A 24,405-nucleotide genomic window follows, 5' to 3' on the forward strand; every position below is an offset into this window, starting at 1 on the left:
GCGGCTGTTGTTACAGCTGCTGGCTGCAAGCCCGGTTGCGGCCTTGTTGCTTGGCCTGATATAGCAACTTATCGGCTTGCTGCATCAGCTCACCTGATGTCAGTAGTGTTGCCTGCCCTCCCAGTGTGACCACGCCAATAGAGGCGGTTACCACGCCAAAAGGGGAGCTGTGGTGCGGTAGCGCCAGTTTGGCCAATTGTGCTGGCAGTTGCAGCAAACGGGTAGGCTGATGCAAAGCGTGTTGCTCAATTAAAATAAACTCTTCGCCGCCAAAGCGGACCACCAGCCAGTCAGGGGTGGCCGATAACAGCCGGGCGACATTGACCAGTACCAAATCACCGTCCAGATGACCGTAGTGGTCGTTATAGCGTTTAAAATAATCGATATCCAAAAGGCCCAGTGACAGCTGTTCGCCGGGCTTAAGGCCGGCCAGTTTTTCTGCCAGCCGCTGCTCAAAACTGCGCCGGTTTAACAGGCCGGTCAGCTGGTCGGTTTCGGCTTTTTGTTGCTCCAGCCGCACTGCTTTGTATTGACTGCGCAGCAGCTTGTCGTACTGGCGCTGCCAGCTTAAGCACAGTGTGATGGTAATAAACAAGTAAAACAGGCTCCAGCCGGTATCGGTGGCGGTGCAGTATTTAATAAAGGCCACACTGCTTAACAGCAGTGCCCACAGCAATAGCTTTTGTTGCAGATGAAAAATAGGTATCGCTGCAATGGCAAAAGCCACCACCAGCGGGCCGCCTTCACCCAGCCGGCCATAATAGCGGGCTGAGGCATAAAAGGTGACAGCCAGCAGCAGGATTGCCAGGGCACTAACGGCCAGCCAGCCTTGCAGCCAGTTTTCACCGCTAAGATGGCGTGACAAGCCAAGGTATAAGGCGACACTAAGCGCCGCCAGATAACGGGCGCTGTTGCTGAGGCTGAGCCAGTCATCGCCCAGCAGGATATCGGTTAAGCTAAACACCAGCATCAGGATGATGCATACCAGCGCCAGGCGCGCCGTACCCTGACGGGCACTATTCACCAGATGGCAGCGAAACGCCGCCTCACTGGCGGGGTCAAGATAAGATAATGCCGGAAACAGGCGTGTTATCAGTTGCATAAGCCGTTTGCTAAACCTAACGAGCATTAAGCATAGCAGCTTAACTGGCTGTTACATCAAGCCTTTTAAAAACGCTACCACACTGCGGCCCAGTGCGCTTAGTGCATAACCGCCCTCCAGCATCGCAACAAGGCGGCCCTGACAGTGCTGGTCGGCCAGCTGTTTTAACTGCCGGGCAATCCAGTGGTAATCATCTTCTACCAGCAGAAACTGCGCCATATCATCCTCGCGATGGCCGTCAAAACCGGCGGAGACCAAAATAAGCTGCGGTTTAAAGGCATTTAACCTCGGCAGCCACTGGTGTTGGATCTGCTCGCGCCACTGTGCCGGTTTGCACAGTGCCGGCAGCGGCAGGTTTTCGACATTAGCGGCGCCGCTTTGCAGGTCTCGGTACGGATACAGCGCCGACTGAAACGACGAGCAAAACAGAATGCGCTCATCGCCGCTGACAATATCTTCAGTGCCGTTGCCATGGTGCACGTCAAAATCGACAATGGCTACCCGTTCAAGGCCATGTTGGCTAAGCGCATGCAGCGCCGCTATGGCGACATTGTTAAAGATGCAAAAACCCATCGCCTGGTCTCGGGTGGCATGATGGCCCGGCGGGCGCACACTGCAAAACGCCTGCTGATCGGACTGCTTTAGCACTAAATCCACCGCATCAATGCCGGCGCCGGCAGCGTGCAGTGCGGCGTCTAAACTGTGGCGCATCATCTGGGTGTCCGGATCCAGCCAGATATAGCCCTCGGTTGGGGCTTTGGCGTAAATTTCATCAACGTATAACTGGCTGTGGGCGCGGTATAGCTGCTGTTTTACCGCCGGGCTGGCATCACGCTGTTGCAGCACAAACTCCAGACCCGAGCGGATAAGCTGATCGTTAATGGCACTTAAGCGTGCCGGCTGCTCCGGGTGGTCATCGCCGGCCAGATGGCGGTAACAGTTAGCATGACTGAATAAGGTAATGGCCATTAGCTGCTCTCTGTGCTGGCACTGCCGCGTGGCAAGCGCAGCTGTAAATACACTTCGGTGGGGTCATCGCCCGGCAGGCGGCCAAAGCCGGCTTTTTGGAACACCGCCAGCATGGCTTTATTTTCGGCGCGGACAAAGGCTACCATGCTTTGCAGGCCGCGCTGCTCGGCAATGCTAATCATCTCCTGCAACAAGCGCTTGGCCATACCTTTGCCCTGGTATTTCTCGCGGGTAACAAAGGCCACCTCGCAGCCTTGGCCATCGTGTAGCAGGTAATAACGCCCCACCGCCTGAATTTGTACCACTGAGCCTTTTTGCTTGACGATACAGAGCGCTAAATCTTTTGACTGATCCACGCCGACCAGGGTGCAGGATTTCTCCCGGCTCATTTGGGTAGGCACCGCACTGTAGCGCAGCTGCAGCGTTTCTTTGGTGTGCGAGTAAAAAAACTCCTGCAGCCGGCGCTCGTCGGACGGGTTAAGCGGGCGCAGATCGAACTCTTCGCCGTCGATATGCAGCTCTTTAAAGCCGACACTGCCAAGCTCCGGCACTTCAGTGGGGGTATGCAGCTGATAATGCGGCACCCAGAAATGCTCTCGGATTTGCTCTAATAGCTGCTGGCGAAATTTAGGGTGTGCCACGCGGATAAGTTCCAGCGCGCGCTCGCGGATACTCTTACCGCGCAATGAGGCCACGCCAAACTCGGTGACCACATAGTGCACATGGCCGCGGGAGGTCACGACACCGGCGCCCGGGGTAAGGTGGGCGACAATGCGCGATACAGTGCCGTTTTTCGCCGTGCTGGGCAGGGCAATAATAGGTTTGCCGCCGCTACTCATGGAGGCGCCGCGGCTAAAGTCGACCTGGCCGCCAATGCCACTGTAAAACTGATGGCCGATAGAATCGGACACGATCTGGCCGGTTAAGTCGACCTCGATGGCGCTGTTGATCGACACCATATTGTCGTTACGGGCAATATTGGCCGGTGAGTTAACATATTCACTGGGGTAAAAGCCCATATGCGGGTTGCAATGCACAAAATCGTATAAGGCTTTGCTACCAACACAAAAACTGGCCACGGTTTTACCCGGATGAAAGGTTTTTTTGCGGTTGGTCACCACGCCTTTTTTAATCAGCTCCATCATCGAATCGGTGATCATTTCGCTGTGGATGCCTAAATCTTTATGGTTACCCAGATAACGCAGCACCGCATCGCACATTTTACCGACGCCAATCTGAATGGTGGCGCAGTCTTCTACCAGTAACGACACATACTGGCCGACCCGCTCGGTGACGGCGTCCAGTTTTACCGCCGGCATTTGCGCTATGGCCTGCTCGGCATAAAAATAGGCATGGATCTGATCTTTATGAATAAACGACTGGCCATAGGTAATGGGCATCGACGGGTTTACCTGGGCAATAACTTTTTTTGCTGTTTTCGCCGCTGCTGAGACGATATCTACCGACACGCCCAGCGAATGGTAGCCATACTCGTCGGCCGGGCTGACCATAATCAGTGCCGCGTCCAGCGGCAGTATGCCGTCGCTGAATAAGGAGGCAATATCCGACATAAAGCAGGGTGTGTAGTCGGCGCGGCCTTCGGCTACTGCGCGGCGCACTTCGTCACCGCCAATAAATAGGGCGTTAACTTTAAACAGCTGCTGGTGCTCTGGCGCGGCCCATTTGTTATCCGACAATGAGTACACCTGCACGATTTCAATGTCGTGCAGCTGTTTGGCATTGGCAATTAAATCATCCAGCAGTGCTGTTGGCGTAGCCGCATGCGAGCCGATAAAAATACGGTCGCCGGATTTGAGCAGTTGTTGCCAGTTCAGTTTATCCATGCCGGTTAGGGTTCCTGCTGTTGACGTCCAGCTGTTAAGAGGAAGTGTAAAACAAAAAGGCGACCCTGTTTAAGTCGCCTTTAGTCTTACCTGTAATGTGTGCTCTTTACAAGGTCCAGCGCAGACCGACCATGGCAACATAAGGGTCGATATTCACTTTAACGCTTTGAATAGTGCTGCCATTTACCTGCACCCGGCCGGTGGTGTCGATATCCATTTTACTCAGCATCAGGTGCAGCCCCAGGCTGTCGCTTAGTTTCACATTAATACCAGCCTGTAATGCCAGGCCAAACGAGCTTTTCAGCTTCAGGCCGACGTTATCGCCAGCGCCGGTAACCGCTAATGCATCCAACGCGCCTTCAAGCTGAGCATCTACCTGCTCGTCAAAAAACACCGTGTAGTTAAGCCCAACCCCGACAAAGGGATCAAAGGTGTTGTGCTCTGGCATAAAATGATACTGCGCCAACAGGGTAGGCGGTAAATGCTTGGCTTTCCCTACTTTTAAGCCGTCAATGGCTGAGCCTTTTACCTTAACATCGTGGCTGAACGGGGTGGCGGCAATCAGTTGTACTGACCAGTTGGGCATAAATGTGTAGTCAAAGGTCAGCCCCAGTTGAGTGTTGGTATTAACGCCTACGGCTGTTGAGCCCGGTGCTAAGCCGGCGACCTGCTCGATAACATTCAGGCTGGAACTGCTGTCATCCGGCATAACGCTGATGGCGCCGACATTAATACCAAATTCGGCCAGGGCTGGGGTTGCCGCTAACAGGCTGGCTACAGACAGTGCGGCTAGGGTTGTTTTCATAATGCGCTCCGCATAGTGATTAAGTTATGCCGATTGTCGCGCTTTGGCCGGGCTGGATCTTGGCCTGGATCAATAAAAAAAGCGGGCACCTGTTATTAGTGCCCGCGGCTTTGTTTTATATCAATAAAGTGGTCGTTACTCGATGCGACGCGTTTGGCCAGTGTGCCGCTGCGCTTGGACGTTTTGCCGCTGCGGCAGGTTGCTTTCCCGCGCAGGCTGGCGCATTTCCCGTGTTGGCGCGGCTTCGCGTTGCGGCTGGCGCTGTTCGCGCACCACCGGCACTTCACGCACAGGGCGCTCACGCAGTTCACGGTTTATTGCCGGTTGGCCGCTGTGCTGTATGCGCGTCTCCTCACGCACTGCAGGCTGACGCTCTGGCTGTGCACGCTGGCGCAGTTGCTCGGTGCTTATTACCCGTTCAGGCTGTGCACGCTGGTGTGGGCGCGGCTCGGCCAGCTGTTGTTTAATTTGCTGCTGGCGTTGCTCCGTTTGTACCTGCGTAGTGCGCACACGCTGCTCTGAGTTGTGCTGGCGCTGTTGGCGCAGCGCTTCGTTGTGCTGGCGCGGGCTACGCTCGTTATCCTGCCACTGACGCTGAGTCAACTGAACCTGCTCGGCGCTTTTGCGCTGGTACTGCGCCTTGTTTTCCCGTAGCTGCGCGGTACTGGCGGGCCGATGCTCGGTCACCCTGGTATGGCGTATGGGTTTACCCTGGGTTTCGCGCGTGGGCTGCTGGTAACCGTAACCACTGTTATAGGTGCGGTTTAGCTTGTCATGACGGTAATGTACACCACGGCGATGCTCGGGGCTGTGCTGCCAGCGGCGCGCGTCAACATAGTGTTTGTGCCGTTTGGGGTAGTACCGTGGCGGTGTATGGTAATAATGATGGTGCACGACCACGTGGCGGTGGCGCCAGTCGAAAATACCAAAGTAGAACCAGGGCCGCACGTTAACACTTACTCCCCAGTAAAACGGGCTATTACGGTAATAAACGCCGGCGGTATGCCAGTAAACAGGCGGGTGATGTGGCCACCACCAGTCGCCGTACACGACACGGGTGTCGTACACCGGCACATAGACCACTTCGCGCCGTGCCGGCTCAATTACAATCACTTCACGCTCGCGCTCCACCACGATATGCTTGTTGTCGCGCAGCGTGCCTTTGCTGTAGGCTTTTTGCCGTAGCGTCTGAATGCTGGCCAGTACCGCGGTTTCATCGGCTAAAAAGGCTTCGCCTAATTGCTGGGTCCAGTCTAAGTCGTCACTTAACCGCTCTAGCAGCTGTGGAAAAGCCACCAGCGCTTTCACGCTTGGGTCCCAGTTTTTGTCTTCTACGGCCCGCACAGCGTCTTCACCGCTCAGGCGGGGGTTGTCTTTTACCCAACGGGACGCCTGCACCACCTCCAGCGGATAGGTTGCAGCAATCAGCACATGGGTCAGTACGGTATCCGGGTACAGCGCCACCGGCGCCAGCATTTGATCCAGCTCGGCTTGTGACCAAACCGTCTCATTTGCTCTGGCGTTCAGGCTGTGGCTTAGTAGCAGCACGCACACCGCCAGTGCCTGGCTAAGTTGCAGTATCAGCTTTTTCATGGTGCCATCCTCAGTTAGGCCGCGTCAGCCTTACCTTAATACAGGTAAGTATTGCCGGCTTTTTATACACTGTATAGCTTATAGGGCGCTGAGGCTGAATTGAAACTGAACTTTACGTAACCTTTACACTGGCATATTGGCAAGCCATGTTGCCGCCAAATGCCAGGGTAAAGCCGGCTTAATTGGCCGTCAGATAGCGGGCTCTTTTTGCCGCTTTAAGCTGCTGCAGGTCAACCAGCACCAGGCCATCGACACAGTTGGCAAAATCGGGATCAGTACCAAAGGCGAGAAACTTGACGCCGCCGGGCTCACACAATTCGCTGTATTGTTTGTACAGCGTGGGAATGCTCAGCCCCATATTGGCCAGCAGGTGCTTTAACTGGGTAAAGTCGGCCAGATAGTCGTTGCCGCTAAAATGCTGCTGCAGTTCACTGAGTATGGCCTGTGGCAGCTGATAGGGTTGATGAGACACTGCACTTAAGCCGGTATCGGCAAAATACAGGCTATAGAAATACACCATTAAGTCGCGTGCTGCCCGCGGGTAACTGGCCGATAAGCTGACACCGCCGAATAAATAGCGAATGTCGGGGTTACGGCGTAAATAAGCGCCTATGCCGTACCAGAGGTAATCCAGACTGCGCTTACCCCAATAGCGCGGCTGCACAAAGCTGCGCCCCAGCTCCAGCCCGGCCGCCAGATAAGGTTGCATGCTGTGGTCAAACTGAAACAGGCTGGCCGTATACAAGCCTGCCGGCCCGTGCTCTGCTAACACCTTACGGCTATTGGCAAACCGGTAGGCACCGACAATCTCTAAATCGTCCTTATCCCATAAAATTAGCTGCTCATAGTGGCTGTCATAGCGGTCGAGATCGCGGCGCTGGCCGCTGCCTTCGCCCACCGCGCGAAAGGCTATTTCACGCAGCCGGCCAATTTCGCGCATGATGGGTGAGCTTTGCTGGTGCTGATACAAATAGATTTGTTTGCCATCACTGGTATGGCCCAATAGCTCGCACTGGGCTATGGCTTTTTTCAGTGCGATGCGATCTTCCGGGTGGGCGATCGCACTTTGGGTGATAAAGAGCCCCGGTTTATCTTTGGCCAGGCGGTATAAATGTTTTTTAAACAGCTTAACCCTGGCCGGTGTTTCCAGTGCCAGGTTGGCAAAGGCATCATAAGGGATCAGCTCGCCAATACGCATATCCAGCTTTTTGCGCTGCTGCTTAAACATCTCCTGCACCAGCAGCATGGTGGCCAGCGGTTTGTACAGCATAGAAGCGCCATAAAACAGCGCTGAATTTCTGCCATCAATATACACCGGCAAAATGGGCGCCTTGGCGTTAGTGGCAAAGCGTAAAAAGCCACTGTGCCATTTACCATCACGAATGCCCTCGGGCCGCAGACGTGACACTTCACCGCTGGGAAATAATATTAATGCGCCTTCCTGAGCTAAATGTTGCTGAATATTATCCAGCGCGCGCCGCTCAGTGCCGCCGTGCATATTATTGACTGGCAGCAGCAGGTTATGCAGGGGTTGTAATGCCATCAGCAGCTGGTTCGCCACGACTTTTACATCGGGCCTAATGTCGCTCACCAGTTTGAGCAGCGCCAGGCCGTCTAACGAGCCGATAGGGTGGTTGGCGATAATCACGACCCGGCCGGTGGCGGGGATGCGCTCTATTTCGTTATCACGTACTGAGAAGCGAAAATTAAAATGCTCCAGCACCTGCTCGACAAATTCCAGCCCCTGCAAGTGTGGGTAGCGCTTAGCAAAGTTGATAAAGTCCTGCTCATGCAGCAGGCGGCGCAGGGCGCCTTTCACCGGTTTATACAGCCAGGCTTTATTGGCTAAGCCTGGCATATTTTGTGATAACACCTGCTCAACACTGATCATTGTTCGCTCCGCTAATGCAACACCAGGTTGCGCTTAGGCTAAAGCGGCAGTATGACAATGCGGTTGCGGTTTTATGGCAATTTGCGGAATTTTTACGCTACCTTTAGGCCAGCCTTACTGCTGGCTGTTGATTGGTCTAACAGCGCAATTTGCTCGGCTTGCCCGCTACAGTGATAGAGCGCCAGGCTGCCATCATGGTGCTCGGCCAGGGCGGTACAGCTGTCAATCCAGTCACCGTCATTGCAATAAATAATACCTTGCTCTAAGCGGATCTCCGGGTGGTGAATGTGGCCGCACACTATACCGTCAAAGCCAGCACGGCGGGCTTTGGCCACTGCGGCTGCACGATAACGGGCAATGGCCTTTTGCGCGCCGGGTACCCGGCTTTTAATGTAAGCGGCCAGGCTAAAATAGCCACCGCCACTTAAGCGACGCAGCCGGTTATACCAACGGTTTAAAAACAGCAGCAAGTCGTACAGGTTATCGCCCAGCCAGGCATGCCAGCGGCCAAAGTTAACCTCTTTGTCAAATTCATCACCATGTAGCAGCAACAGCCTTTTGCCCTGCACTGTAGTGTGGCTGGCCCGCAGCTGCACGCTGATATTGCCAAACTGCTTGCCGGCATAAAGCCTGAATGCTTCATCATGGTTGCCCGGTATATAGACCAGGCGACAGCCTTGCTCAGCTTTGTCCAGCAGGCAGCGCAGTAATTTATTCTGCTGCTGATGCCAGTGTACCTGTTTTTGCATGGCCCACAAATCGACAATGTCGCCCAGTAAATAGATGGTATCGGCCCGGCACTGTTGTAAAAACGCCAGCAGATAGTCAGCCTGACAATCTTTGCAGCCCAGATGCACATCAGATAAAAACAAGGTGCGGCAGTTTAGCATCGGTGGTTACCGTGTTATCTTTAGGCCACGCCAGCTTGGTGGCAGGCTGTGGCAACGACATGACGTTTTTTTGAAGTTTTGGTGACCTATGAGCCTTGCGCTGATTATTCCCGACCGCAAACTGGATGATTTACAGCAGCGTTTAACCCAGGCGCTGCCTGATACCCGTATTGACGTCTGGCCCGATATCCATCAGCCCGACGCCGTTGAATTTGCCGTGGTGTGGAAACAGCCAGCGGGCTGTCTTGCGGCGCTACCCAAGCTTAAAGCCATTCAGTGCTATGGCGCCGGCGTAGATGCCATTCTGGCCGACGCCACTTTGCCCACGCTGCCGATTGCCCGTATTGTTGACCCCAGTTTAACCCGCACTATGGTGCGCTATGTCGATGGCGTGGTTAGCCATTACCGGCTAAGGCTGGATCAGTTCAGTCTGCAGCAGCGCCAGGCGCTGTGGCGGCCGAAAAGCCCGCGCCGCTTACAACACATCAGCGTGCTGGGGCTGGGCGAGCTTGGCAGTGCGGTGGCGGCGCATTTTGTCAGTTTGGGTTACCAGGTAAGCGGCTGGGCCAGAACGGCCAAACAACTTGAGCAGGTGCAGGTATATCACGGGGCCGGCCAGTTAGCTGCTGCTGTGGCGCAAGCCGATGTGATTATTTGCTTATTGCCATTAACCCAGGCTACGCAGGGGCTGTTGGGGCAAACCTTTTTTAGCAGCACTAAACCCGGCGCTATTTTTATTAATGTGGCGCGCGGCGCTATTGTCGATGACAACGCCTTACTGGATGCACTACAAAGCGGGCAGCTGGAAGCGGCCTGTTTAGATGTGTTCAGCCAGGAGCCGCTGCCGGCAGAACATGCGTTTTGGCAGCATCCGGCCATTTTGATTACGCCGCATGTGTCTGCAGTCACTAATGTGGCTACTGTGGTTGAGCAAATTGCTGATAATTACCGGCGCAGCCAGCAAGGTTTGCCGCTGCTTAATCTGGTCGATGTGACAAGGGGTTATTAAGATGACAACAGCAGCACAGCTGGTAGCTGTCACCACCTGGTATTTGCAATACCAGGGGCCTGCTGTTAATGCTATTAGCTGGCCTGAGGGAGTGCAACTGGTGGAGGCCGAAATTGCCAGCCCGGAGCTAAGCCAGTTTATGTTTCGGGCGGTTGGCGGGCGCTGGCAATGGTTTAGCCGGTTGAGCTGGAGCTATCAGCAGTGGCTGGACTATTTAACGTTGCAGCAGGTGCGTACCTGGCTGTTGTGGGTAAAAGGCACGCCGGCAGGTTACATAGAGCTGCTAAAGCAGCCTGATCAGAGTGTCGAAATTAAATTTTTCGGATTATTACCACAATTTATTGGCCAGGGTTTGGGGCTGGGGCTGGCGCAGGCAGCGATACAACAAGCACAGCAGTGGCAGGCCAGCCGGATCTGGCTGCATACCTGCAGTGCCGATCATCGGTCGGCACTGGCAAATTACCAGCGCGCAGGCTTTGTGATTACCGACATTCAGCACAGCACTGAAGCTTTACCCAGCCTGAACGATCCGCGCTTACTGGCGCAACAATTTGTTTATTCGGCGCTGGCTTATCACACTGAAAATGCTGGTTAAATACACAGTTATTGTAACTTTGTTACAACTTAACTACACTCAGTAGCGGTTTAGGGAAACCTAAGCCAAGTTGCTAAATAGAATAATAAAATGTGTTACTGAGGTTAGTTATGAGTAAAGCGTCCAGTCGTGGTTTTGGCTTTACCGCAATCGCCGTTGTAGTGTGTGTAATGGCGTTATCGGCATTCTTGACCAAAGCCGAAGCTGTCTGCCTGTTGTGCAGCTAGCTAAAGGACGAACAGCGTCAAAAGGATTGACAAAAAATAGCCCCCGCTTAGCCGGGGGCTATTTTTTTGCTTAGCGTTTGGCATGTAATTCGCGGTTTTCGCGTTTTTGTTCGGCGTTTTTCTGCAGTAGCACATAAGTGGCCGAATAACCGCCATGCTGCTTTTGTGCCGTGTTACAGGCCAGCACTATTGGCATTTGCGGCAGCCATTTAAACACATAGCTGCGCAGTATTGCCGGGTGTGGCTTGCTGTTGCGGCCCATGCCGTGGTGAATAAGCAAAGTGCGAATGCCGCGCTTATGGCAATCTTCGATAAAAAAGAACAGCTCACGCCGGGCATCAGTCAGGCTTTTACCCAGCAAGTTTAGCGTGGCATCGAGCTGATATTTGCCCAGGCGTAAATTACGGTACACGCCATCCTGTACACCGTCTTTTTTGTAGGTAAAAGGCTCGTCTGGCTTTACCAGATCAACATATTCCATGCTGAGGTAATTAGCGTCGTATTCCATTTCCTGCTCGGCCGCTTTGCGCCGGGCCAGTTGCGCCAGGGTAGGGCTGAATTCACCATGCTGTGGCAAGACTTCGTCCTGAGACAGCGGCTTTACGCCAGACATCTCCTGCAGAAACAAATCCAGTTCGTCATTTTGCATAGCGGGTACTCCTGCCTGTAGACCGGCCATTATAGCGAAAGCCGGGGCAGGGCAAAAGCGCTACGGGCGTTACTCGGCCGGTGCCACCTGGCTGTTAACCGCCGGTGGCGTTGATGAAGCCGTACTGGAACGACGGCCAAAACAGCGCAGCAGATAATAAGCATTAATTAATAATACTAATAAATTAGATATCACCCCTTGCGGGATGGCAATGTGGCTGTAGTAGACAAACAACAAGCTGCAGCCAATCAAGGTGGCTAGCCGCAACCAAAAGATATCTTTAATAAAAAATGCGCCAATACATATGGTTAGGCCAATCCAGCTAATAATGTCGTACATGATAGTTTCCATGGCGCGGTCCGGGGTACTACGGCGGAGAAATAAGGCGCGCATTATGCTGTGCAAAGCACTGCCGCTCAACTGAGTAATTTTACACTTTTCGTATTAGTTAAATTGATGCTTAGGTGGCGCTGATGCGGTAATTTGTTAACAATCGTCTACACTGAATGGTGTCTGCATCTTATGCCAGCTTAACAAGGAAGGAGCGGCCTATGTTACCCAGCAAACTGTATGAAGCCTTACCTTACGTCTATGTGGCGACGGGTATCGGCATTATGTTGTCATCTCCCTTGCTGTTCGCAACAGCTGCCGGCAGCTTACTGGCGCTGGCGGGGGCGGTGGTATGGGTGCTGCGTTCAGAGAACCGGCGCTCGGATATCAGAAATGCCCGGCAAAAATATGGTGGGGTGCTGCCATATTGGTGCTATGAGTTATTGCCTTTTAGCTATTCAATGCTGGCACTGTTGTTGTTTATCCACAGTGACAACCTGTATTTGTACCCCTTTGCCATGATCCTATTGGTGTTGGGTGTACAGCTATGGATGCTAAGACGCAGTTACCGTAAGCATCAGCGGCCGGTCATGGCGTTAAACCGGCCGCTGCGCCAAAGGCATTAACTTACTGACGTAAGTCGATACGGCTGTTGGCTACGGCTTTAGTGGTAATAAGCCAGGCTGCCAGGTTTTGCTGCATGGCCGCCGGGTCCACTTTATCCAGCGTATCGTTTGGCGTGTGGTGATAATCAAAATAGTCGGTGCCATCTTGTTGTAAGGTCACTACAGGTACGCCCTGCGCTTTTAAGATTGACACATCGGGCCCGCCGGTCGCGCTGTTATCACCCAGGCTGATATCAAGGTGTGCCAGCTGCTGCTGCAGCGTCTGACCAAAAGGCAATGAATTAGGGCCAAAGCCGGTGTCCAGCCGCCAGATGCGGCCGGCACCAAAGTCTGACTCTGAGGCAAACACATGCTGCTTCAGCTTAGCGGCATGTTTGGCGGCATAGGCGCGGGCACCAACCAGGCCACCTTCTTCGTTACCAAACAGCACCACCCGCACGGTGCGTTCAGGCCGGCCTTGCTGTTTTAGCAAAGCGCCGGTCGCCATTACTATGCCAACGCCGGCGCCGTCGTCCAGCGCGCCGGTGCCCTCATCCCAGGAGTCAAGGTGGGCGCTTATCAGCACTATTTCATCCGGGTATTTGCTGCCGGTGATTTCGGCAATCACGTTATGGCTTTCTACTTCGCCAGGCAGTTTATTATCCATTTGCAGGTGCAGGGTGAGCTCAGGCTGGCGGCTGAGCATTTTTTCCAGCTGTATCGCATCAGGCACCGAAATAGCGGCTGCCGGAATACGCGGCACCTCTTCGCTGTAGCGCATAATGCCGGTGTGGGCAAAGCGGTTAATGCTGGTGCCAACCGAGCGGATAATAATGGCTTTAGCACCTAGTTTAGCGGCCTCCACCGCACCCTGAGCACGGGCGCCCACCACAGAGCCATAAAAGGTGCCCAGTTTGTCTTTTGCCATGCTTTTATTAATAAAAACAATTTTATCTTTTACCTGCGCAGCATCAGCCTGTTTTAGCTGCTCCAGGCTGTCAAACATTACTACCTGGCTGTTAATGCCGTCAAACGGGGTGGCAATAGAACCGCCTAAAGCGGTAACGACTAACTGCTGATGAAAGGGCGCGCTTACGCTTAAACTGGCCTGGCCGCGCTGCCAATACTGCATAGTAAAAGGCTCGCGCCAGACTTTATCATAACCAAGTTGTTGAAATTTTTGCTCGGCCCAGGCGACGGCGCGGCGGTCTGCGTCACTGCCTGCCAGGCGTTGCCCCACCTCAACCGTCAGCGACTCGGTTAACTGATAGGCCAGATTATTATCCAGTTTAAGCTCGCTGGCGTGCAGCTGCAGACTTAACGCCGCGGTGATTGTTGTTAGCCACAATTTCATCTTTTCATTTTGTCCCGCTATTGATAGAGTATTGCCGACTCTACCACCTTTTTTGCCAGTGCCACAGGGTGTGTCCGGCAAAAACAGTATTTCTCCCGATGGAATGAAACAGGCAGGAAAGGATCTTATGATGCCACTACCCCAGCTCAGTGCGCTGGTTGTTGATGATGTTGCTGCGGTGCGCAGTTTTATTGCGCAAATCTTGCGGCAACTGGGTATTGCTCAGGTTTTGGAAGCGGCAGATGGCAATAGTGCGGCAGAGCTGTTTCGTCAGTACCACCCGCAGCTGGTATTTTTGGATATCCAATTACCTGATATCAATGGCCAGCAACTGTTAAAGCAGTTCAAACAACAACAGCAGCATACCAATATTTTTATGGTGTCGGCTTTTTCCAGCGTGGAAAACCTGCAGCAAGCCGTGGCCAACGGTGCCGGTGCTTTTGTGGTAAAACCCTTTAGCGCGCAGCGAATTAATAATCTGGTACAACCTTTACTGCATTAAGCGGCCTTAAAGGCACTATGCTGCTGGCTGTGATTAAGTGTTAAATAAGAATGATTATATTGTCGCTCTCAACTGAAATCGGTAATATTGAGCCATCCAGACAGATAGAGTTAGATGTAATGAATTTATCCGATATGCTGAAAAACTCCGCCAAAGCGGTGAAGCTGTTAAAAGCGGTGTCAAACGAGCGCAGATTATTGATCCTGTGCCATCTGCTGGAAGGCGAGCTTTCTGTCGGCGAAATGAACCAAAAGCTGGAGTTGAGCCAGTCGGCGTTATCGCAGCATTTGGCGTTACTGCGCAAGCACAAGTTGGTGAAAACGCGTAAAGCGGCACAAACTGTGTATTACAGTCTTAACAGCAAAGAGGCAGAAGCCTTAATTGCCTTATTACATAAGCTGTATTGCAGCTAAGGCGCAGATTAAGCGCAACAAAAAAGCCGGCAGAAGCCGGCTTTTTTGTTGGAACTGTGTCTTAAGCAGCGCTTAATGCCTTAACATGGGCATTTAAACGAGCTTTATGACGTGCTGCTTTGTTCTTGTGGATTAAGCCTTTAGCGGCCATACGATCCAGAACAGGCACCATTTTCTTGAATGCTTCAGTTGAAGCAGTTACGTCAGCAGTTAATACCGCTGCGTAGGTTTTCTTAATAAAAGTACGCATCATAGAACGTTGTGAGGCATTTTGCTGACGACGTTTTTCTGATTGAATTGCGCGCTTCTTAGCAGACTTAATGTTAGCCAAGGTAACACTCCTAAAAAACTAAACCGGACCCATCAAAGGCCGCATAATATGCCTATTTAATGGCCCGTTGTCAAATGCTTTAACGGCAAAGTCACAGATTTTAATCTGGCTGCCTACTGGTAATCTGCGCCGTTAACGGGGCAAAATAGTTGCCTCGCAACAGAAGGACTCTTAAGTGTCAGCAAAGTTATTAAAATCAGGCCTAATTGTCAGCTTTATGACGCTGATTTCCCGCGTACTGGGGCTGGTGCGCGATGTGGTAGTGGCCAATTTCGTTGGCGCCGGCGCCGCTGCCGATGTGTTCTTTTTTGCTAACCGCATTCCCAATTTTTTGCGCCGCCTGTTTGCTGAAGGCGCGTTTTCGCAGGCTTTTGTGCCGGTGCTGGCAGAAGTCAAAGCCAAACATGGTGATGATGCCGTGCGTGAGTTACTGGCCAAAGTAACCGGCAGCCTGGGTGTAGTGGTAACTTTGGTGACGCTGTTTGGTGTCATTGCCTCGCCACTGGTGGCCATGTTGTTTGGTATGGGCTGGTTTGTTGAGTGGTTAAACGATGGCCCAGAGGCGCAAAAATTTGAGCTGGCCAGCCTGATGCTGAAGATTACCTTTCCGTATTTATGGTTTATCAGCCTGGTGGCGCTGTCGGGCGCGGTGCTCAATACCTATAACCGCTTTGCCGTGGCGGCCTTTACGCCGGTATTTTTAAACATTGCCATTATTGCCTGCGCCGTATGGATGGCGCCGACATTGCAGGAGCCCGCACTGGCGCTGGCCTGGGGGGTATTTATTGGCGGCGCGGTGCAGCTGCTGTTTCAGTTGCCGTTTTTAGCCAAAGCGGGCTTGCTGGTATGGCCTAAGTGGGGCTGGCGCGATGAAAACGTGACCAAAATCCGCAAACTGATGCTGCCGGCGTTGTTTGGTGTGTCGGTAAGCCAGATTAACTTATTGCTCGATACCGTGATTGCCTCTTTTTTAATGACCGGCGCAGTCAGCTGGCTGTATTACTCTGATCGCTTAATTGAATTTCCGCTTGGCCTGTTTGGTATTGCCATTGCCACGGTGATTTTGCCGAATTTGTCGCGCCATCATGCTAATGAAAACAGCCTGCGCTTTAGCCAGACGCTGGACTGGTCACTGCGCTTTGTTGCCCTGTTTGGTATACCGGCAATGGCGGGCCTGATAGTGTTAGCCAAACCCATTATTGCCCTGCTGTTTATGCGTGGCGAGTTTACCCAGCAGGATGTGCTGATGGTGTCCTATAGCCTGGTGGCGTACAGCACAGGGTTGTTAAGCTACATGCTGATTAAAGTGTTAGCGCCGGGTTTTTACGCGCGCCAGGATATTAGAACGCCGGTACGCATTGGCATTATTGCCATGGTCGCTAATATGGTGTTTAACCTGATGCTGGCACCCTTTTTAAGTTATGTTGGCCTGGCTTTGGCCACAGCACTGTCGGCCGGTTTAAATGCTTATTTGCTGTACCGTGGGTTAAAGCTGGCCGGGGTGTATCAGCTGAGTAAATCTAGCCTGGTATTTTTAGCTAAACTGCTGCTGGCCAGTTTGCTGATGGCGGCGCTGCTGTACTGGCAAACCCCTGGCCTTGAAGTCTGGGTGCAGCTGCCTTTTAGTCAGCAGGTGTGGCGTCTAAGCCTGCTGTGTCTGCTGGCTGTGCTGGGTTATTTTGTGCTGCTGTATCTATTTGGGGTACGCTTGGCCCATTTTAAAGCCAATTCTGTTGCTGAAAGCAAATGATTAACTGGTTATAATGCGCGGTTTCTAATCACAGGTCAGATACGGCAGGCATGGAGTTAATTCGCGGCTTACACAATATTTTGCCCCGCCACCGCGGTTGCGTGCTTACCATTGGCAATTTTGACGGTGTGCACTTAGGCCATCAGGCAGTATTAGCCAAAGTGGTGGCCATCGCCCGGCAACGGCAACTGCCAGCCTGTGTGATGTTGTTTGAACCACAGCCATTGGAGCTGTTTGCCGGCGATGCAGCACCGGCGCGGTTAACCCGGTTTCGGGAAAAGTACCGCGCTTTAGCCAGTCTGGGCATAGATCGGCTGATTTGTGTGCATTTTACCCCCGCTTTTGCTGCGCAAGCGCCGGAGCAGTTTATCGAGCGGCTGCTGTTAAAGCAGTTAGGGGTGGAGCAATTGATAGTTGGCGATGATTTTCGCTTTGGTAAAAACCGCAGTGGCAGCTTTGAGCTGTTAGCTTTAGCGGCAGAGCGTTATCAGTTTGGCTTGTACAGCACCTCCAGTTTGGTGTTGGGTGAGCAGCGTATCAGCAGTACTCTGATCCGCCGGGCGTTAGCTGAAGATAATCTTAAGCTGGCCGCTGACATGCTGGGGCGGCCTTTTACCCTGACCGGGCGGGTACGGCACGGCCGCAAGCTGGGGCGTGATTTGGGTTTCCCAACCGCCAATGTATTTTTGTACCGGCGCAAGTTACCGGTTGGTGGGGTGTATGCCATTACCGCCAATACGGTATTTGGCCAATACCAGGGCGTGGCGAATATTGGTCACCGGCCAACGGTGCAAGGCCAGCGCCAGCAACTGGAAGCGCATTTATTTGATTTTAAAGCTGACTTATACGGCAGCCAGATTGAAGTGGTGTTGCAGCATAAGTTACGCCGTGAGCAGCGTTTTGACTCGCTGCAACAGTTACAACAACAAATTGCCGCCGATGTAGCCGCGGCAAAAGCCTTTTTTGGGCAGCACGCTGCAGCGTCTGCCATTACTGATAAGACGGAACAAAACGGATGAGCGACTATAAGCATACCCTGAATTTGCCGGAAACGGCCTTTGCGATGCGCGCCAATCTGGCGCAGCGCGAGCCGCAAATGTTGGCAAAATGGACCGAGGCGGATTTGTACGGCAAAATTCGTGCAGCCAAAAAAGGTAAAAAAACCTTTATTCTGCATGACGGCCCACCGTACGCCAACGGCAATATTCATATCGGGCATGCGGTTAATAAAATCCTCAAAGACATTATCGTTAAAGCAAAAACGCTGGACGATTATGACGCGCCCTACGTGCCGGGCTGGGACTGTCACGGCCTGCCGATTGAGCTGGTAGTAGAAAAAAAATACGGTAAACCCGGCACTAAATTAACGGCGGCAGAGTTCCGGCAAAAATGCCGCGAATATGCGCAAACGCAAATTGATGCTCAGCGTACCGATTTTATCCGCTTAGGTGTGCTGGGCGACTGGCAAAACCCATACCGCACGATGGATTACCGCTTCGAAGCCAATATTATCCGTGCACTGGGCCGTATTATTGATAATGGCCATTTGCAACAGGGTTTTAAACCGGTGCACTGGTGTACTGATTGCGGCTCGGCGCTGGCAGAGGCCGAAGTGGAATATCAGGACAAAGTCTCACCGGCCATTGATGTGCGCTTTGCCGCAGTTGATGAGGCGGTGGTTGACCGTTTTGATCACCCTGAAGGTAAGCGCGGCAGCGGTAAAGTATCAGTGGTGATCTGGACGACTACGCCCTGGACTATTCCGGCCAACCGGGCGGTAGCGGTGAATGCCAAACTAGATTACAGCCTGGTACAGGTGGAGCAAGGCCCGCTGGGCGCCGAGCGCTTAATTATTGCCACTGATCTGGTCAAAGACGTGATGGCACGTGCCGGCATCGAGCATTACCATGCGCTGGGTTTTGCCAAAGGCGCCGCGCTGGAGCTGGTACAACTTAAACACCCGCTGTATGCGTTTAATGTGCCGGTTATTTTAGGTGAGCACGTAACGACAGATTCCGGTACCGGCTGTGTGCATACCGCGCCGGGCCACGGTCAGGAAGACTTTGTGGTGGGCAAACAATACAACCTCGAAGTGGCAAACCCGGTGGGCGCTAACGGTGTCTATTTACCTGATACGCCGCTGTTTGCCGGCCAGCATGTATTTAAAGCTAATGACAGCGTGGTAGAGGCGTTAAAAGACGCTGGCGCGCTGCTGGTGCATAAAGCCTATAAACACAGCTACCCGCATTGCTGGCGGCATAAAACGCCGATTATTTTCCGCGCCACGCCGCAGTGGTTTATCAGCATGGAGCAACAAGGCCTGCGCGCAACCTCGCTTGCGCAAATCGAGCAAACCCGCTGGATCCCGGACTGGGGCCAGCAGCGTATTGAGAAGATGGTGGAAGGCCGGCCAGACTGGTGTATCTCCCGTCAGCGCACCTGGGGTGTGCCTATTGCCTTGTTTGTCGATAAAGACACCGGCGCTCTGCACCCGGATAGCGCTAAGCTGATTGAGCAGGTCGCTAAACTGGTAGAGCAGGACGGCATTCAGGCCTGGTTTGATTTAGAAGCACAAAGCCTGCTCGGTGATGACGCCGCGCAGTACGTTAAAGTAACCGATACGTTGGACGTCTGGTTTGACTCGGGCGTTACCCATGCCTGTGTGGTCGATGTGCGGCCGGAGTTTGGCGGCGCCGACCAGGCCGATTTATACCTGGAAGGCTCAGATCAGCACCGTGGCTGGTTTATGTCGTCCTTGATGACAGGCGTTAGCATTAAGCACAAAGCGCCGTATAAACAGGTATTAACGCACGGCTTTACCGTCGATGCCGATGGCCGCAAGATGTCAAAATCTTTAGGCAACGTGGTATCGCCACAGGATGTGATGAACAAACTGGGCGCCGATATTCTGCGCTTATGGGTGGCCACCACCGACTATACCTCAGAGATGACGGTATCGGATGAAATTCTAAACCGCGCCGCTGATAAATACCGCCGTATCCGCAATACCGCGCGTTTCCTGTTGGCCAACTTAAACGGCTTTAACCCGGCCACCGATGCGGTGGCCTTTGATAGCATGGTTGAGCTGGATTTATGGGTGGTAAACCGGGCGGCGAAATTGCAGCAGGAGATTATCGAGGCGTACGATAGTTATCAGTTCCATCTGGTAAGCCAGAAGCTGATGAACTTCTGTACTGTTGAGCTGGGCAGCTTCTATCTGGACGTGGTTAAAGACCGTCAGTACACCGCTCATACCAACAGTGTGGCGCGCCGCTCGTGTCAGACCGCGCTGTATCACATTGCTCAGGCCATGGTGCGTTGGATGGCGCCTATCATGAGCTTTACCGCACAGGAAATCTGGCAGGAACTGCCGGGGCAAACACAAGAATTTGTCTTTACCGATGTCTGGTATAGCGGTTTTGCCGGCTTAACTGCCGGTAAGTTTGACGATGCCTATTGGCAGCAATTGCTGCAGGTACGCGATGAAGTAAACAAGGTGCTGGAAGCGGCGCGGCGTGAAGAGAAAATCGGCGCGTCGTTGCAGGCAGAAGTGACCTTATATGCCTCAAGCGCGCTGGCGGCCGATTTAGCTAAGTTGGGTGATGAGTTGCGCTTTGTGCTAATCACCTCGACCGCTCAGGTAAGTGTTGACCCGGCACCGGCCGATGCCGCAGTGACCGAGCTTGCCGGTCTTAGTGTGCAGGTAAAGGCATCAACCGCCGCCAAGTGTGGCCGCTGCTGGCATCACCGCCATGACGTTGGCGCCAATGCGGCGCACGCAGAGCTGTGTTTGCGCTGTGTGTCGAATGTTGAAGGTAATGGTGAACAGCGGGCGTTTGCATAATGCAGTTATTTAAACAAACAGGTTGGCATCTGTGGTGGTTAATCTTGCTGGTATTGCTGCTCGATCAAATCAGCAAACAGGTGGTGATTACCAATATGCAGCTGTTCGACTCTATCGACTTGCTGCCATTTTTTAATCTGACCTATGTGCGTAACTATGGTGCGGCCTTTTCGTTCTTAAGCGACGCCGGTGGCTGGCAGCGCTGGTTTTTTACTATCATAGCGGTGGTGATAAGTGCTGTGCTGGCGGTGTGGCTAGCACGTAATGGTAAAAACCAGCATAAGCTAAATCTGGCGTTAAGCCTGGTGTTGGCTGGCGCCATTGGTAACCTGATTGATCGCAGCGTTTATGGTTACGTCATTGATTTTCTGCACCTGTATTATCAGAACTGGCATTACCCGGCATTTAATATTGCCGACTCGGCTATTTGTATCGGTGCAGCCTTATTAATCTGGGACAGTTTTAGCAGTGAAGAGGCGAAAAAGTGAGTACAGCGATAGGCAGTAACAGCAGCGTTATTTTTCACTTTGATATCAAGTTATCTGATGGCAGTGCTGCAGAAAGTACCCGGGTGCATAATAAACCCGCCAAGCTGCAAATGGGCGATGGCAGTATCTCTGCGGCTTTTGAGGCCCAGCTGACCGGCCTTAAAGCCGGTGATAAGAAAACCTTTACCCTGGCGCCACAGGATGCTTACGGTATGCCCAACCCGGATAACATTTACTATGTTGATCGCAGTAAATTTTCGGCTGATGCGCCGGCAAAGGCTGGCATGATCATCGGCTTTACCATGCCGGATGGCTCGGAAATGCCGGGTTTAGTGCGCGAAGTGGTGGGTGAGTCTGTAACCATTGATTTTAACCATCCACTGGCTGGCCAAACCCTGACCTTCAGTGTCGAAATAGTACAGGTAAATTAAGCTATGGATATTTTACTTGCTAACCCGCGTGGCTTTTGTGCCGGCGTAGACCGCGCCATCAGCATTGTTGAACGCGCGCTGGAGCTGTACGAGCCGCCGATTTATGTACGGCACGAAGTGGTACACAACAAGTTTGTGGTAGACGGCCTGCGCCGCCGTGGTGCAGTGTTTGTCGATGAGCTAAACGAAGTGCCGGACGGCAATATCGTGATTTTCAGTGCGCATGGTGTGTCGCAGGCAGTGCGCGAAAATGCCCGGCAGCGCGGCTTAAAAGTGTTTGATGCCACTTGCCCGCTGGTAACCAAAGTGCATATGGAAGTGACCCGTGCCAGCCGTAAAGGCATAGAGTGTATTTTAATTGGCCATGCCGGCCACCCTGAGGTAGAAGGCACTATGGGCCAGTACGACAACCCGGAAGGGGGGATCTATCTGGTGGAGTCGGTCGAGGATGTGGCCACTTTGCAGGTGAAAAACCCGCAGCAGCTGTGTTTTAGCAGCCAGACCACCTTATCTGTCGATGATACGGCGGATGTGATTGATGCGCTGCGCGCCCGTTTTCCTGATATCGAAGGGCCACGCAAGGACGACATTTGTTACGCCACGCAAAACCGGCAGGATGCGGTGCGTGATCTTGCTGCCAAAGCCGATTTACTGCTGGTGGTAGGTGCAAAAAACAGCAGTAATTCTAACCGCTTACGTGAACTGGCCGACAAGATGGGCTGCACCGCCTATTTAATTGATACCGCCAACGATATCCAGCAAAGCTGGTTAAGCGGCGTAGAAAAAGTGGGCGTGACCGCAGGTGCCTCTGCGCCTGAAGTGCTGGTGCAGCAAGTGGTGAAACAGCTACAGCAGTGGGGCGGTAAAACCGTCACTGAAAACCCCGGCCGCGAAGAAAACGTGGTGTTTGCTATTCCCGCTGAGCTGCGCTGACAGATACTGGCTTGTCTTCGCAGGTCAGGCTTAACTTTGGTAGTTTATCCGGTGTAGTATGCGTTAACTTTAAGGCTATAGCGGAATAACAAATGAACCTGCAATGGGCGTTGCCCGCTCTACAACTGCCCTATCTGTGCCATGGTCATTTTGTCGTACGACTGCTCGTGCTGGGGCAGGCCTTAGCCGTAGTGCTGGCGTTTGCTCCCGGTATACATGCCGAGCCGTGGCAACGGTTGGGTCTAATTAGTCTTTTTGTACATTGGGTGTCACTACTGACTACGATTTGCCTGTGTCAGTTACGCCAGTGGCTTAACAGCTTGGCGCCGGTATGGTTGTTGCTGGCAACTGTGTTTATCTTTGAGATAGCCACCATACTGGTTAGCGTGATATCGCACTCCTGGTTGCAGGCGCAGCATCCTTCGCTGTTAGCCAGCTTAACTGGCTTTGTGCTGGCCAATATGATGATTAGCGGTATTGTTGCCGTTATCGCGATCCAGTTTTTTATTATTCATACCGAGCACAACCAACAGGTTCGCTCACAAAGCCAGGCTGAGTTTAATGCCTTGCAGGCTCGGATCGAGCCGCATTTTTTGTTTAACAGTTTAAATACCGTAGCAGAGCTTATACATGTAGCGCCCGATGCCGCTGAGCAGGCGCTACTGAATCTCTCAGCATTATTTCGTGCGGCATTAAATGCGGGGCAGGTAATCAGTTTGGCTGATGAGTTAAAGCTGTCGGCGCAATACTTATCGTTGGAGCAATGGCGGTTAGGAGAGCGAATGACGGTGCAGTGGGATCTGCCGGAGCCTGTACCTGCAATGCAGCTGCCGGCATTAACCATACAACCACTGTTGGAGAATGCGGTTCGTCATGGTGCAGAGCAAAGCCAGACCAAGGCAATGATTCATATTACAGTGTTGGAGAGTCGTCGCTCGGTAAGTATTGTTATTACTAATCCGTTAGGTAATAAAGCACAACAGCAACAGCGGGGGAATGGCATGGCGCTGGACAATATTCGTCAGCGCTTACAGCTGCATTTTGGTATAGATGCGCAGTTACACAGTGCCAGTAACGAGGGGCGCTTTAGGGTGAAGCTGGTGTTGCCTAAGCAGGGAGAAGCATGAAGGTTTTAATTGTTGATGACGAGCCGCTGGCCAGATCCAGGCTAAAACGCCTGATAGAGCAACTGAGCCAGTTTCAGGTGGTGGGCGAAGCCGGTGATACGGTAATGGCATTACAGCTGCTACATAGCCAACAGCCAGATATCTTGCTGCTCGATATCGCTATGCCGGGCACCGATGGTATCGAGTTCGCCACTGAGTTATTAGCATTACCGACACCGCCAGCGGTCATTTTTATCACCGCACATCCTGAGCACGCTTTGAATGCCTATCAGGCGGCGCCGGCAGATTATTTGTTAAAACCGGTCTCTGTTGACAAGCTACAGCAGGCGCTGGAAAAGGTTGGCTTGCATACTAAAGCGCATGTAGAACGGCAAAAAAACACCGAGCCTAAAATTATTTATACCCAGGCCGGAGTTAAACGACAGCTTGAGTTAAAAGATGTGCTGTTTTTCAGTGCGGAAGATAAGTATGTCCGCATGGTATACAAGGGTGGTGAGGCCATTATTGAACAGAGCCTGGTGCAGCTATTACAACAGTATCCGCAACAGCTGTTGCGCATACATCGCAGTACCCTGATTAACAAAACTCATCTTGACCGGCTGGTCAGTGCCAATAACAGGCATTGGGTCCGGTTACATGGCTGTGATGACCGGCTTGAAGTGAGCCGGCGCGAAGTTGCGAACATCAGAAATTGCATCTGTTAATGTGTAAGCGACCGTTAGT

Annotated in this window: 24 protein-coding genes; 13 read left to right on the plus strand and 11 right to left on the minus strand. The window is 52.7% G+C overall.

Annotated features, from left to right (window positions below):
* Nucleotides 1-10 precede the first annotated feature (10 nt).
* The 7 genes from RNAN_RS03880 to RNAN_RS03910 form a co-directional block, all read right to left on the minus strand.
* Entirely contained in the window at nt 11-1,102 is a 1,092-nt protein-coding gene (locus RNAN_RS03880; protein ID WP_040551602.1) for a GGDEF domain-containing protein, read from the minus strand.
* A 51-nt stretch (nt 1,103-1,153) separates the two neighbouring features.
* Entirely contained in the window at nt 1,154-2,071 is a 918-nt protein-coding gene (locus RNAN_RS03885; protein WP_008218967.1) for a histone deacetylase family protein, read from the minus strand.
* The gene (locus tag RNAN_RS03890) at nt 2,071-3,915 is read right to left on the minus strand and encodes a bifunctional acetyl-CoA hydrolase/transferase family protein/GNAT family N-acetyltransferase (protein ID WP_008218969.1); all 1,845 of its coding nucleotides are present in this window, start codon (nt 3,913-3,915) and stop codon (nt 2,071-2,073) included. Before RNAN_RS03890 ends, RNAN_RS03885 begins: the two co-directional genes overlap by 1 nt.
* Before the next feature lie 106 nt (nt 3,916-4,021).
* Complete coding sequence (locus RNAN_RS03895) at nt 4,022-4,720, minus strand: OmpW/AlkL family protein (protein WP_008218971.1); 699 nt, start codon at nt 4,718-4,720, stop codon at nt 4,022-4,024.
* Between the two features lie 135 nt (nt 4,721-4,855).
* On the minus strand, nt 4,856-6,313 hold the full coding sequence (locus RNAN_RS03900; RefSeq protein ID WP_008218973.1) for a DUF3300 domain-containing protein: 1,458 nt from the start codon (nt 6,311-6,313) through the stop codon (nt 4,856-4,858).
* 178 nt (nt 6,314-6,491) lie between these two features.
* Nucleotides 6,492-8,204, minus strand: coding sequence for a bifunctional ornithine lipid synthase OlsF (gene olsF, locus RNAN_RS03905; protein ID WP_008218975.1), 1,713 nt, complete (start codon nt 8,202-8,204; stop codon nt 6,492-6,494).
* 92 nt (nt 8,205-8,296) lie between these two features.
* On the minus strand, nt 8,297-9,094 hold the full coding sequence (locus tag RNAN_RS03910) for a UDP-2,3-diacylglucosamine diphosphatase (protein ID WP_008218977.1): 798 nt from the start codon (nt 9,092-9,094) through the stop codon (nt 8,297-8,299).
* Nucleotides 9,095-9,182: 88 nt separating this feature from the next.
* Here RNAN_RS03910 and RNAN_RS03915 point away from each other — a divergent pair, with 88 nt between their 5' ends.
* Together RNAN_RS03915 and RNAN_RS03920 are read left to right on the plus strand one after the other, a co-directional pair.
* The gene (locus RNAN_RS03915) at nt 9,183-10,103 is read left to right on the plus strand and encodes a 2-hydroxyacid dehydrogenase (RefSeq protein WP_008218979.1); all 921 of its coding nucleotides are present in this window, start codon (nt 9,183-9,185) and stop codon (nt 10,101-10,103) included.
* A 1-nt stretch (nt 10,104) separates the two neighbouring features.
* Complete coding sequence (locus tag RNAN_RS03920) at nt 10,105-10,698, plus strand: GNAT family N-acetyltransferase (protein ID WP_008218980.1); 594 nt, start codon at nt 10,105-10,107, stop codon at nt 10,696-10,698.
* Nucleotides 10,699-10,995: 297 nt separating this feature from the next.
* Here RNAN_RS03920 and smrA read toward each other — a convergent pair whose 3' ends face one another.
* Nucleotides 10,996-11,574: a DNA endonuclease SmrA gene (gene smrA, locus RNAN_RS03925; protein WP_008218986.1), complete on the minus strand. Its 579-nt coding sequence runs from the start codon at nt 11,572-11,574 to the stop codon at nt 10,996-10,998.
* A gap of 69 nt (nt 11,575-11,643) precedes the next feature.
* On the minus strand, nt 11,644-11,925 hold the full coding sequence (locus tag RNAN_RS03930) for a hypothetical protein (RefSeq protein ID WP_040551649.1): 282 nt from the start codon (nt 11,923-11,925) through the stop codon (nt 11,644-11,646).
* 200 nt (nt 11,926-12,125) lie between these two features.
* On the opposite strand from RNAN_RS03930, the gene RNAN_RS03935 reads away from it, so the two are divergent.
* Nucleotides 12,126-12,530, plus strand: coding sequence for a hypothetical protein (locus RNAN_RS03935; RefSeq protein ID WP_008218990.1), 405 nt, complete (start codon nt 12,126-12,128; stop codon nt 12,528-12,530).
* Between the two features lies 1 nt (nt 12,531).
* Here RNAN_RS03935 and RNAN_RS03940 read toward each other — a convergent pair whose 3' ends face one another.
* Nucleotides 12,532-13,863 carry a M20/M25/M40 family metallo-hydrolase gene (locus tag RNAN_RS03940; protein WP_008218992.1) on the minus strand — a complete coding sequence of 444 codons (1,332 nt, stop codon included), beginning with the start codon at nt 13,861-13,863 and terminating at the stop codon, nt 12,532-12,534.
* Nucleotides 13,864-13,990: 127 nt separating this feature from the next.
* Here RNAN_RS03940 and RNAN_RS03945 point away from each other — a divergent pair, with 127 nt between their 5' ends.
* Together RNAN_RS03945 and RNAN_RS03950 are read left to right on the plus strand one after the other, a co-directional pair.
* Nucleotides 13,991-14,365 (plus strand): response regulator, encoded by a 375-nt coding sequence (locus tag RNAN_RS03945; RefSeq protein WP_237739883.1) that lies wholly within the window; start codon nt 13,991-13,993, stop codon nt 14,363-14,365.
* 50 nt (nt 14,366-14,415) lie between these two features.
* Nucleotides 14,416-14,778 carry an ArsR/SmtB family transcription factor gene (locus RNAN_RS03950; protein ID WP_008218997.1) on the plus strand — a complete coding sequence of 121 codons (363 nt, stop codon included), beginning with the start codon at nt 14,416-14,418 and terminating at the stop codon, nt 14,776-14,778.
* 61 nt (nt 14,779-14,839) lie between these two features.
* Here RNAN_RS03950 and rpsT read toward each other — a convergent pair whose 3' ends face one another.
* Nucleotides 14,840-15,109 (minus strand): 30S ribosomal protein S20, encoded by a 270-nt coding sequence (gene rpsT, locus RNAN_RS03955; protein WP_040551604.1) that lies wholly within the window; start codon nt 15,107-15,109, stop codon nt 14,840-14,842.
* 175 nt (nt 15,110-15,284) lie between these two features.
* On the opposite strand from rpsT, the gene murJ reads away from it, so the two are divergent.
* The 8 genes from murJ (at nt 15,285) to RNAN_RS03995 (ending at nt 24,386) form a co-directional block, all read left to right on the plus strand.
* Nucleotides 15,285-16,859 carry a murein biosynthesis integral membrane protein MurJ gene (gene murJ, locus RNAN_RS03960; RefSeq protein WP_008219001.1) on the plus strand — a complete coding sequence of 525 codons (1,575 nt, stop codon included), beginning with the start codon at nt 15,285-15,287 and terminating at the stop codon, nt 16,857-16,859.
* 50 nt (nt 16,860-16,909) lie between these two features.
* Nucleotides 16,910-17,878: a bifunctional riboflavin kinase/FAD synthetase gene (ribF, locus tag RNAN_RS03965; RefSeq protein WP_008219004.1), complete on the plus strand. Its 969-nt coding sequence runs from the start codon at nt 16,910-16,912 to the stop codon at nt 17,876-17,878.
* Nucleotides 17,875-20,703: an isoleucine--tRNA ligase gene (ileS, locus tag RNAN_RS03970; protein ID WP_008219006.1), complete on the plus strand. Its 2,829-nt coding sequence runs from the start codon at nt 17,875-17,877 to the stop codon at nt 20,701-20,703. The genes ribF and ileS overlap by 4 nt, the downstream gene beginning before the upstream one ends.
* Nucleotides 20,703-21,191 carry a signal peptidase II gene (gene lspA, locus RNAN_RS03975; protein ID WP_008219008.1) on the plus strand — a complete coding sequence of 163 codons (489 nt, stop codon included), beginning with the start codon at nt 20,703-20,705 and terminating at the stop codon, nt 21,189-21,191. The genes ileS and lspA overlap by 1 nt, the downstream gene beginning before the upstream one ends.
* Nucleotides 21,188-21,622 (plus strand): FKBP-type peptidyl-prolyl cis-trans isomerase, encoded by a 435-nt coding sequence (gene fkpB / locus RNAN_RS03980; protein WP_008219011.1) that lies wholly within the window; start codon nt 21,188-21,190, stop codon nt 21,620-21,622. Before lspA ends, fkpB begins: the two co-directional genes overlap by 4 nt.
* Before the next feature lie 3 nt (nt 21,623-21,625).
* A complete protein-coding gene (ispH, locus tag RNAN_RS03985; protein ID WP_008219013.1) occupies nt 21,626-22,555 on the plus strand; it encodes a 4-hydroxy-3-methylbut-2-enyl diphosphate reductase in 930 nt (309 codons plus the stop codon).
* Between the two features lie 92 nt (nt 22,556-22,647).
* Complete coding sequence (locus RNAN_RS03990) at nt 22,648-23,682, plus strand: sensor histidine kinase (RefSeq protein ID WP_008219015.1); 1,035 nt, start codon at nt 22,648-22,650, stop codon at nt 23,680-23,682.
* A complete protein-coding gene (locus tag RNAN_RS03995) occupies nt 23,679-24,386 on the plus strand; it encodes a LytR/AlgR family response regulator transcription factor (RefSeq protein WP_008219017.1) in 708 nt (235 codons plus the stop codon). Before RNAN_RS03990 ends, RNAN_RS03995 begins: the two co-directional genes overlap by 4 nt.
* Nucleotides 24,387-24,405 lie beyond the last annotated feature (19 nt).

Origin of the sequence: Rheinheimera nanhaiensis E407-8 (genome assembly GCF_000296695.1) — a bacterium.
In the GTDB taxonomy this organism is placed as follows: Bacteria; Pseudomonadota; Gammaproteobacteria; order Enterobacterales; family Alteromonadaceae; genus Alishewanella; species Alishewanella nanhaiensis.

Excerpts from the sequence above, each read along its gene's own strand:
- RNAN_RS03945 (WP_237739883.1), top strand. The coding sequence starts at position 13,991 with ATGATGCCACTACCCCAGCTCAGTGCGCTGGTTGTTGATGATGTTGCT.
- RNAN_RS03890 (WP_008218969.1), bottom strand. The coding sequence starts at position 3,915 with ATGGATAAACTGAACTGGCAACAACTGCTCAAATCCGGCGACCGTATT.
- RNAN_RS03950 (WP_008218997.1), top strand. The coding sequence starts at position 14,416 with ATGATTATATTGTCGCTCTCAACTGAAATCGGTAATATTGAGCCATCC.
- RNAN_RS03935 (WP_008218990.1), top strand. The coding sequence starts at position 12,126 with ATGTTACCCAGCAAACTGTATGAAGCCTTACCTTACGTCTATGTGGCG.
- ribF (WP_008219004.1), top strand. The coding sequence starts at position 16,910 with ATGGAGTTAATTCGCGGCTTACACAATATTTTGCCCCGCCACCGCGGT.
- RNAN_RS03885 (WP_008218967.1), bottom strand. The coding sequence starts at position 2,071 with ATGGCCATTACCTTATTCAGTCATGCTAACTGTTACCGCCATCTGGCC.
- RNAN_RS03995 (WP_008219017.1), top strand. The coding sequence starts at position 23,679 with ATGAAGGTTTTAATTGTTGATGACGAGCCGCTGGCCAGATCCAGGCTA.
- RNAN_RS03915 (WP_008218979.1), top strand. The coding sequence starts at position 9,183 with ATGAGCCTTGCGCTGATTATTCCCGACCGCAAACTGGATGATTTACAG.
- ileS (WP_008219006.1), top strand. The coding sequence starts at position 17,875 with ATGAGCGACTATAAGCATACCCTGAATTTGCCGGAAACGGCCTTTGCG.
- olsF (WP_008218975.1), bottom strand. The coding sequence starts at position 8,204 with ATGATCAGTGTTGAGCAGGTGTTATCACAAAATATGCCAGGCTTAGCC.
- RNAN_RS03880 (WP_040551602.1), bottom strand. The coding sequence starts at position 1,102 with ATGCAACTGATAACACGCCTGTTTCCGGCATTATCTTATCTTGACCCC.
- RNAN_RS03930 (WP_040551649.1), bottom strand. The coding sequence starts at position 11,925 with ATGGAAACTATCATGTACGACATTATTAGCTGGATTGGCCTAACCATA.
- RNAN_RS03910 (WP_008218977.1), bottom strand. The coding sequence starts at position 9,094 with ATGCTAAACTGCCGCACCTTGTTTTTATCTGATGTGCATCTGGGCTGC.
- RNAN_RS03940 (WP_008218992.1), bottom strand. The coding sequence starts at position 13,863 with ATGAAATTGTGGCTAACAACAATCACCGCGGCGTTAAGTCTGCAGCTG.
- RNAN_RS03895 (WP_008218971.1), bottom strand. The coding sequence starts at position 4,720 with ATGAAAACAACCCTAGCCGCACTGTCTGTAGCCAGCCTGTTAGCGGCA.
- ispH (WP_008219013.1), top strand. The coding sequence starts at position 21,626 with ATGGATATTTTACTTGCTAACCCGCGTGGCTTTTGTGCCGGCGTAGAC.
- lspA (WP_008219008.1), top strand. The coding sequence starts at position 20,703 with ATGCAGTTATTTAAACAAACAGGTTGGCATCTGTGGTGGTTAATCTTG.
- RNAN_RS03920 (WP_008218980.1), top strand. The coding sequence starts at position 10,105 with ATGACAACAGCAGCACAGCTGGTAGCTGTCACCACCTGGTATTTGCAA.
- RNAN_RS03990 (WP_008219015.1), top strand. The coding sequence starts at position 22,648 with ATGAACCTGCAATGGGCGTTGCCCGCTCTACAACTGCCCTATCTGTGC.
- smrA (WP_008218986.1), bottom strand. The coding sequence starts at position 11,574 with ATGCAAAATGACGAACTGGATTTGTTTCTGCAGGAGATGTCTGGCGTA.
- RNAN_RS03900 (WP_008218973.1), bottom strand. The coding sequence starts at position 6,313 with ATGAAAAAGCTGATACTGCAACTTAGCCAGGCACTGGCGGTGTGCGTG.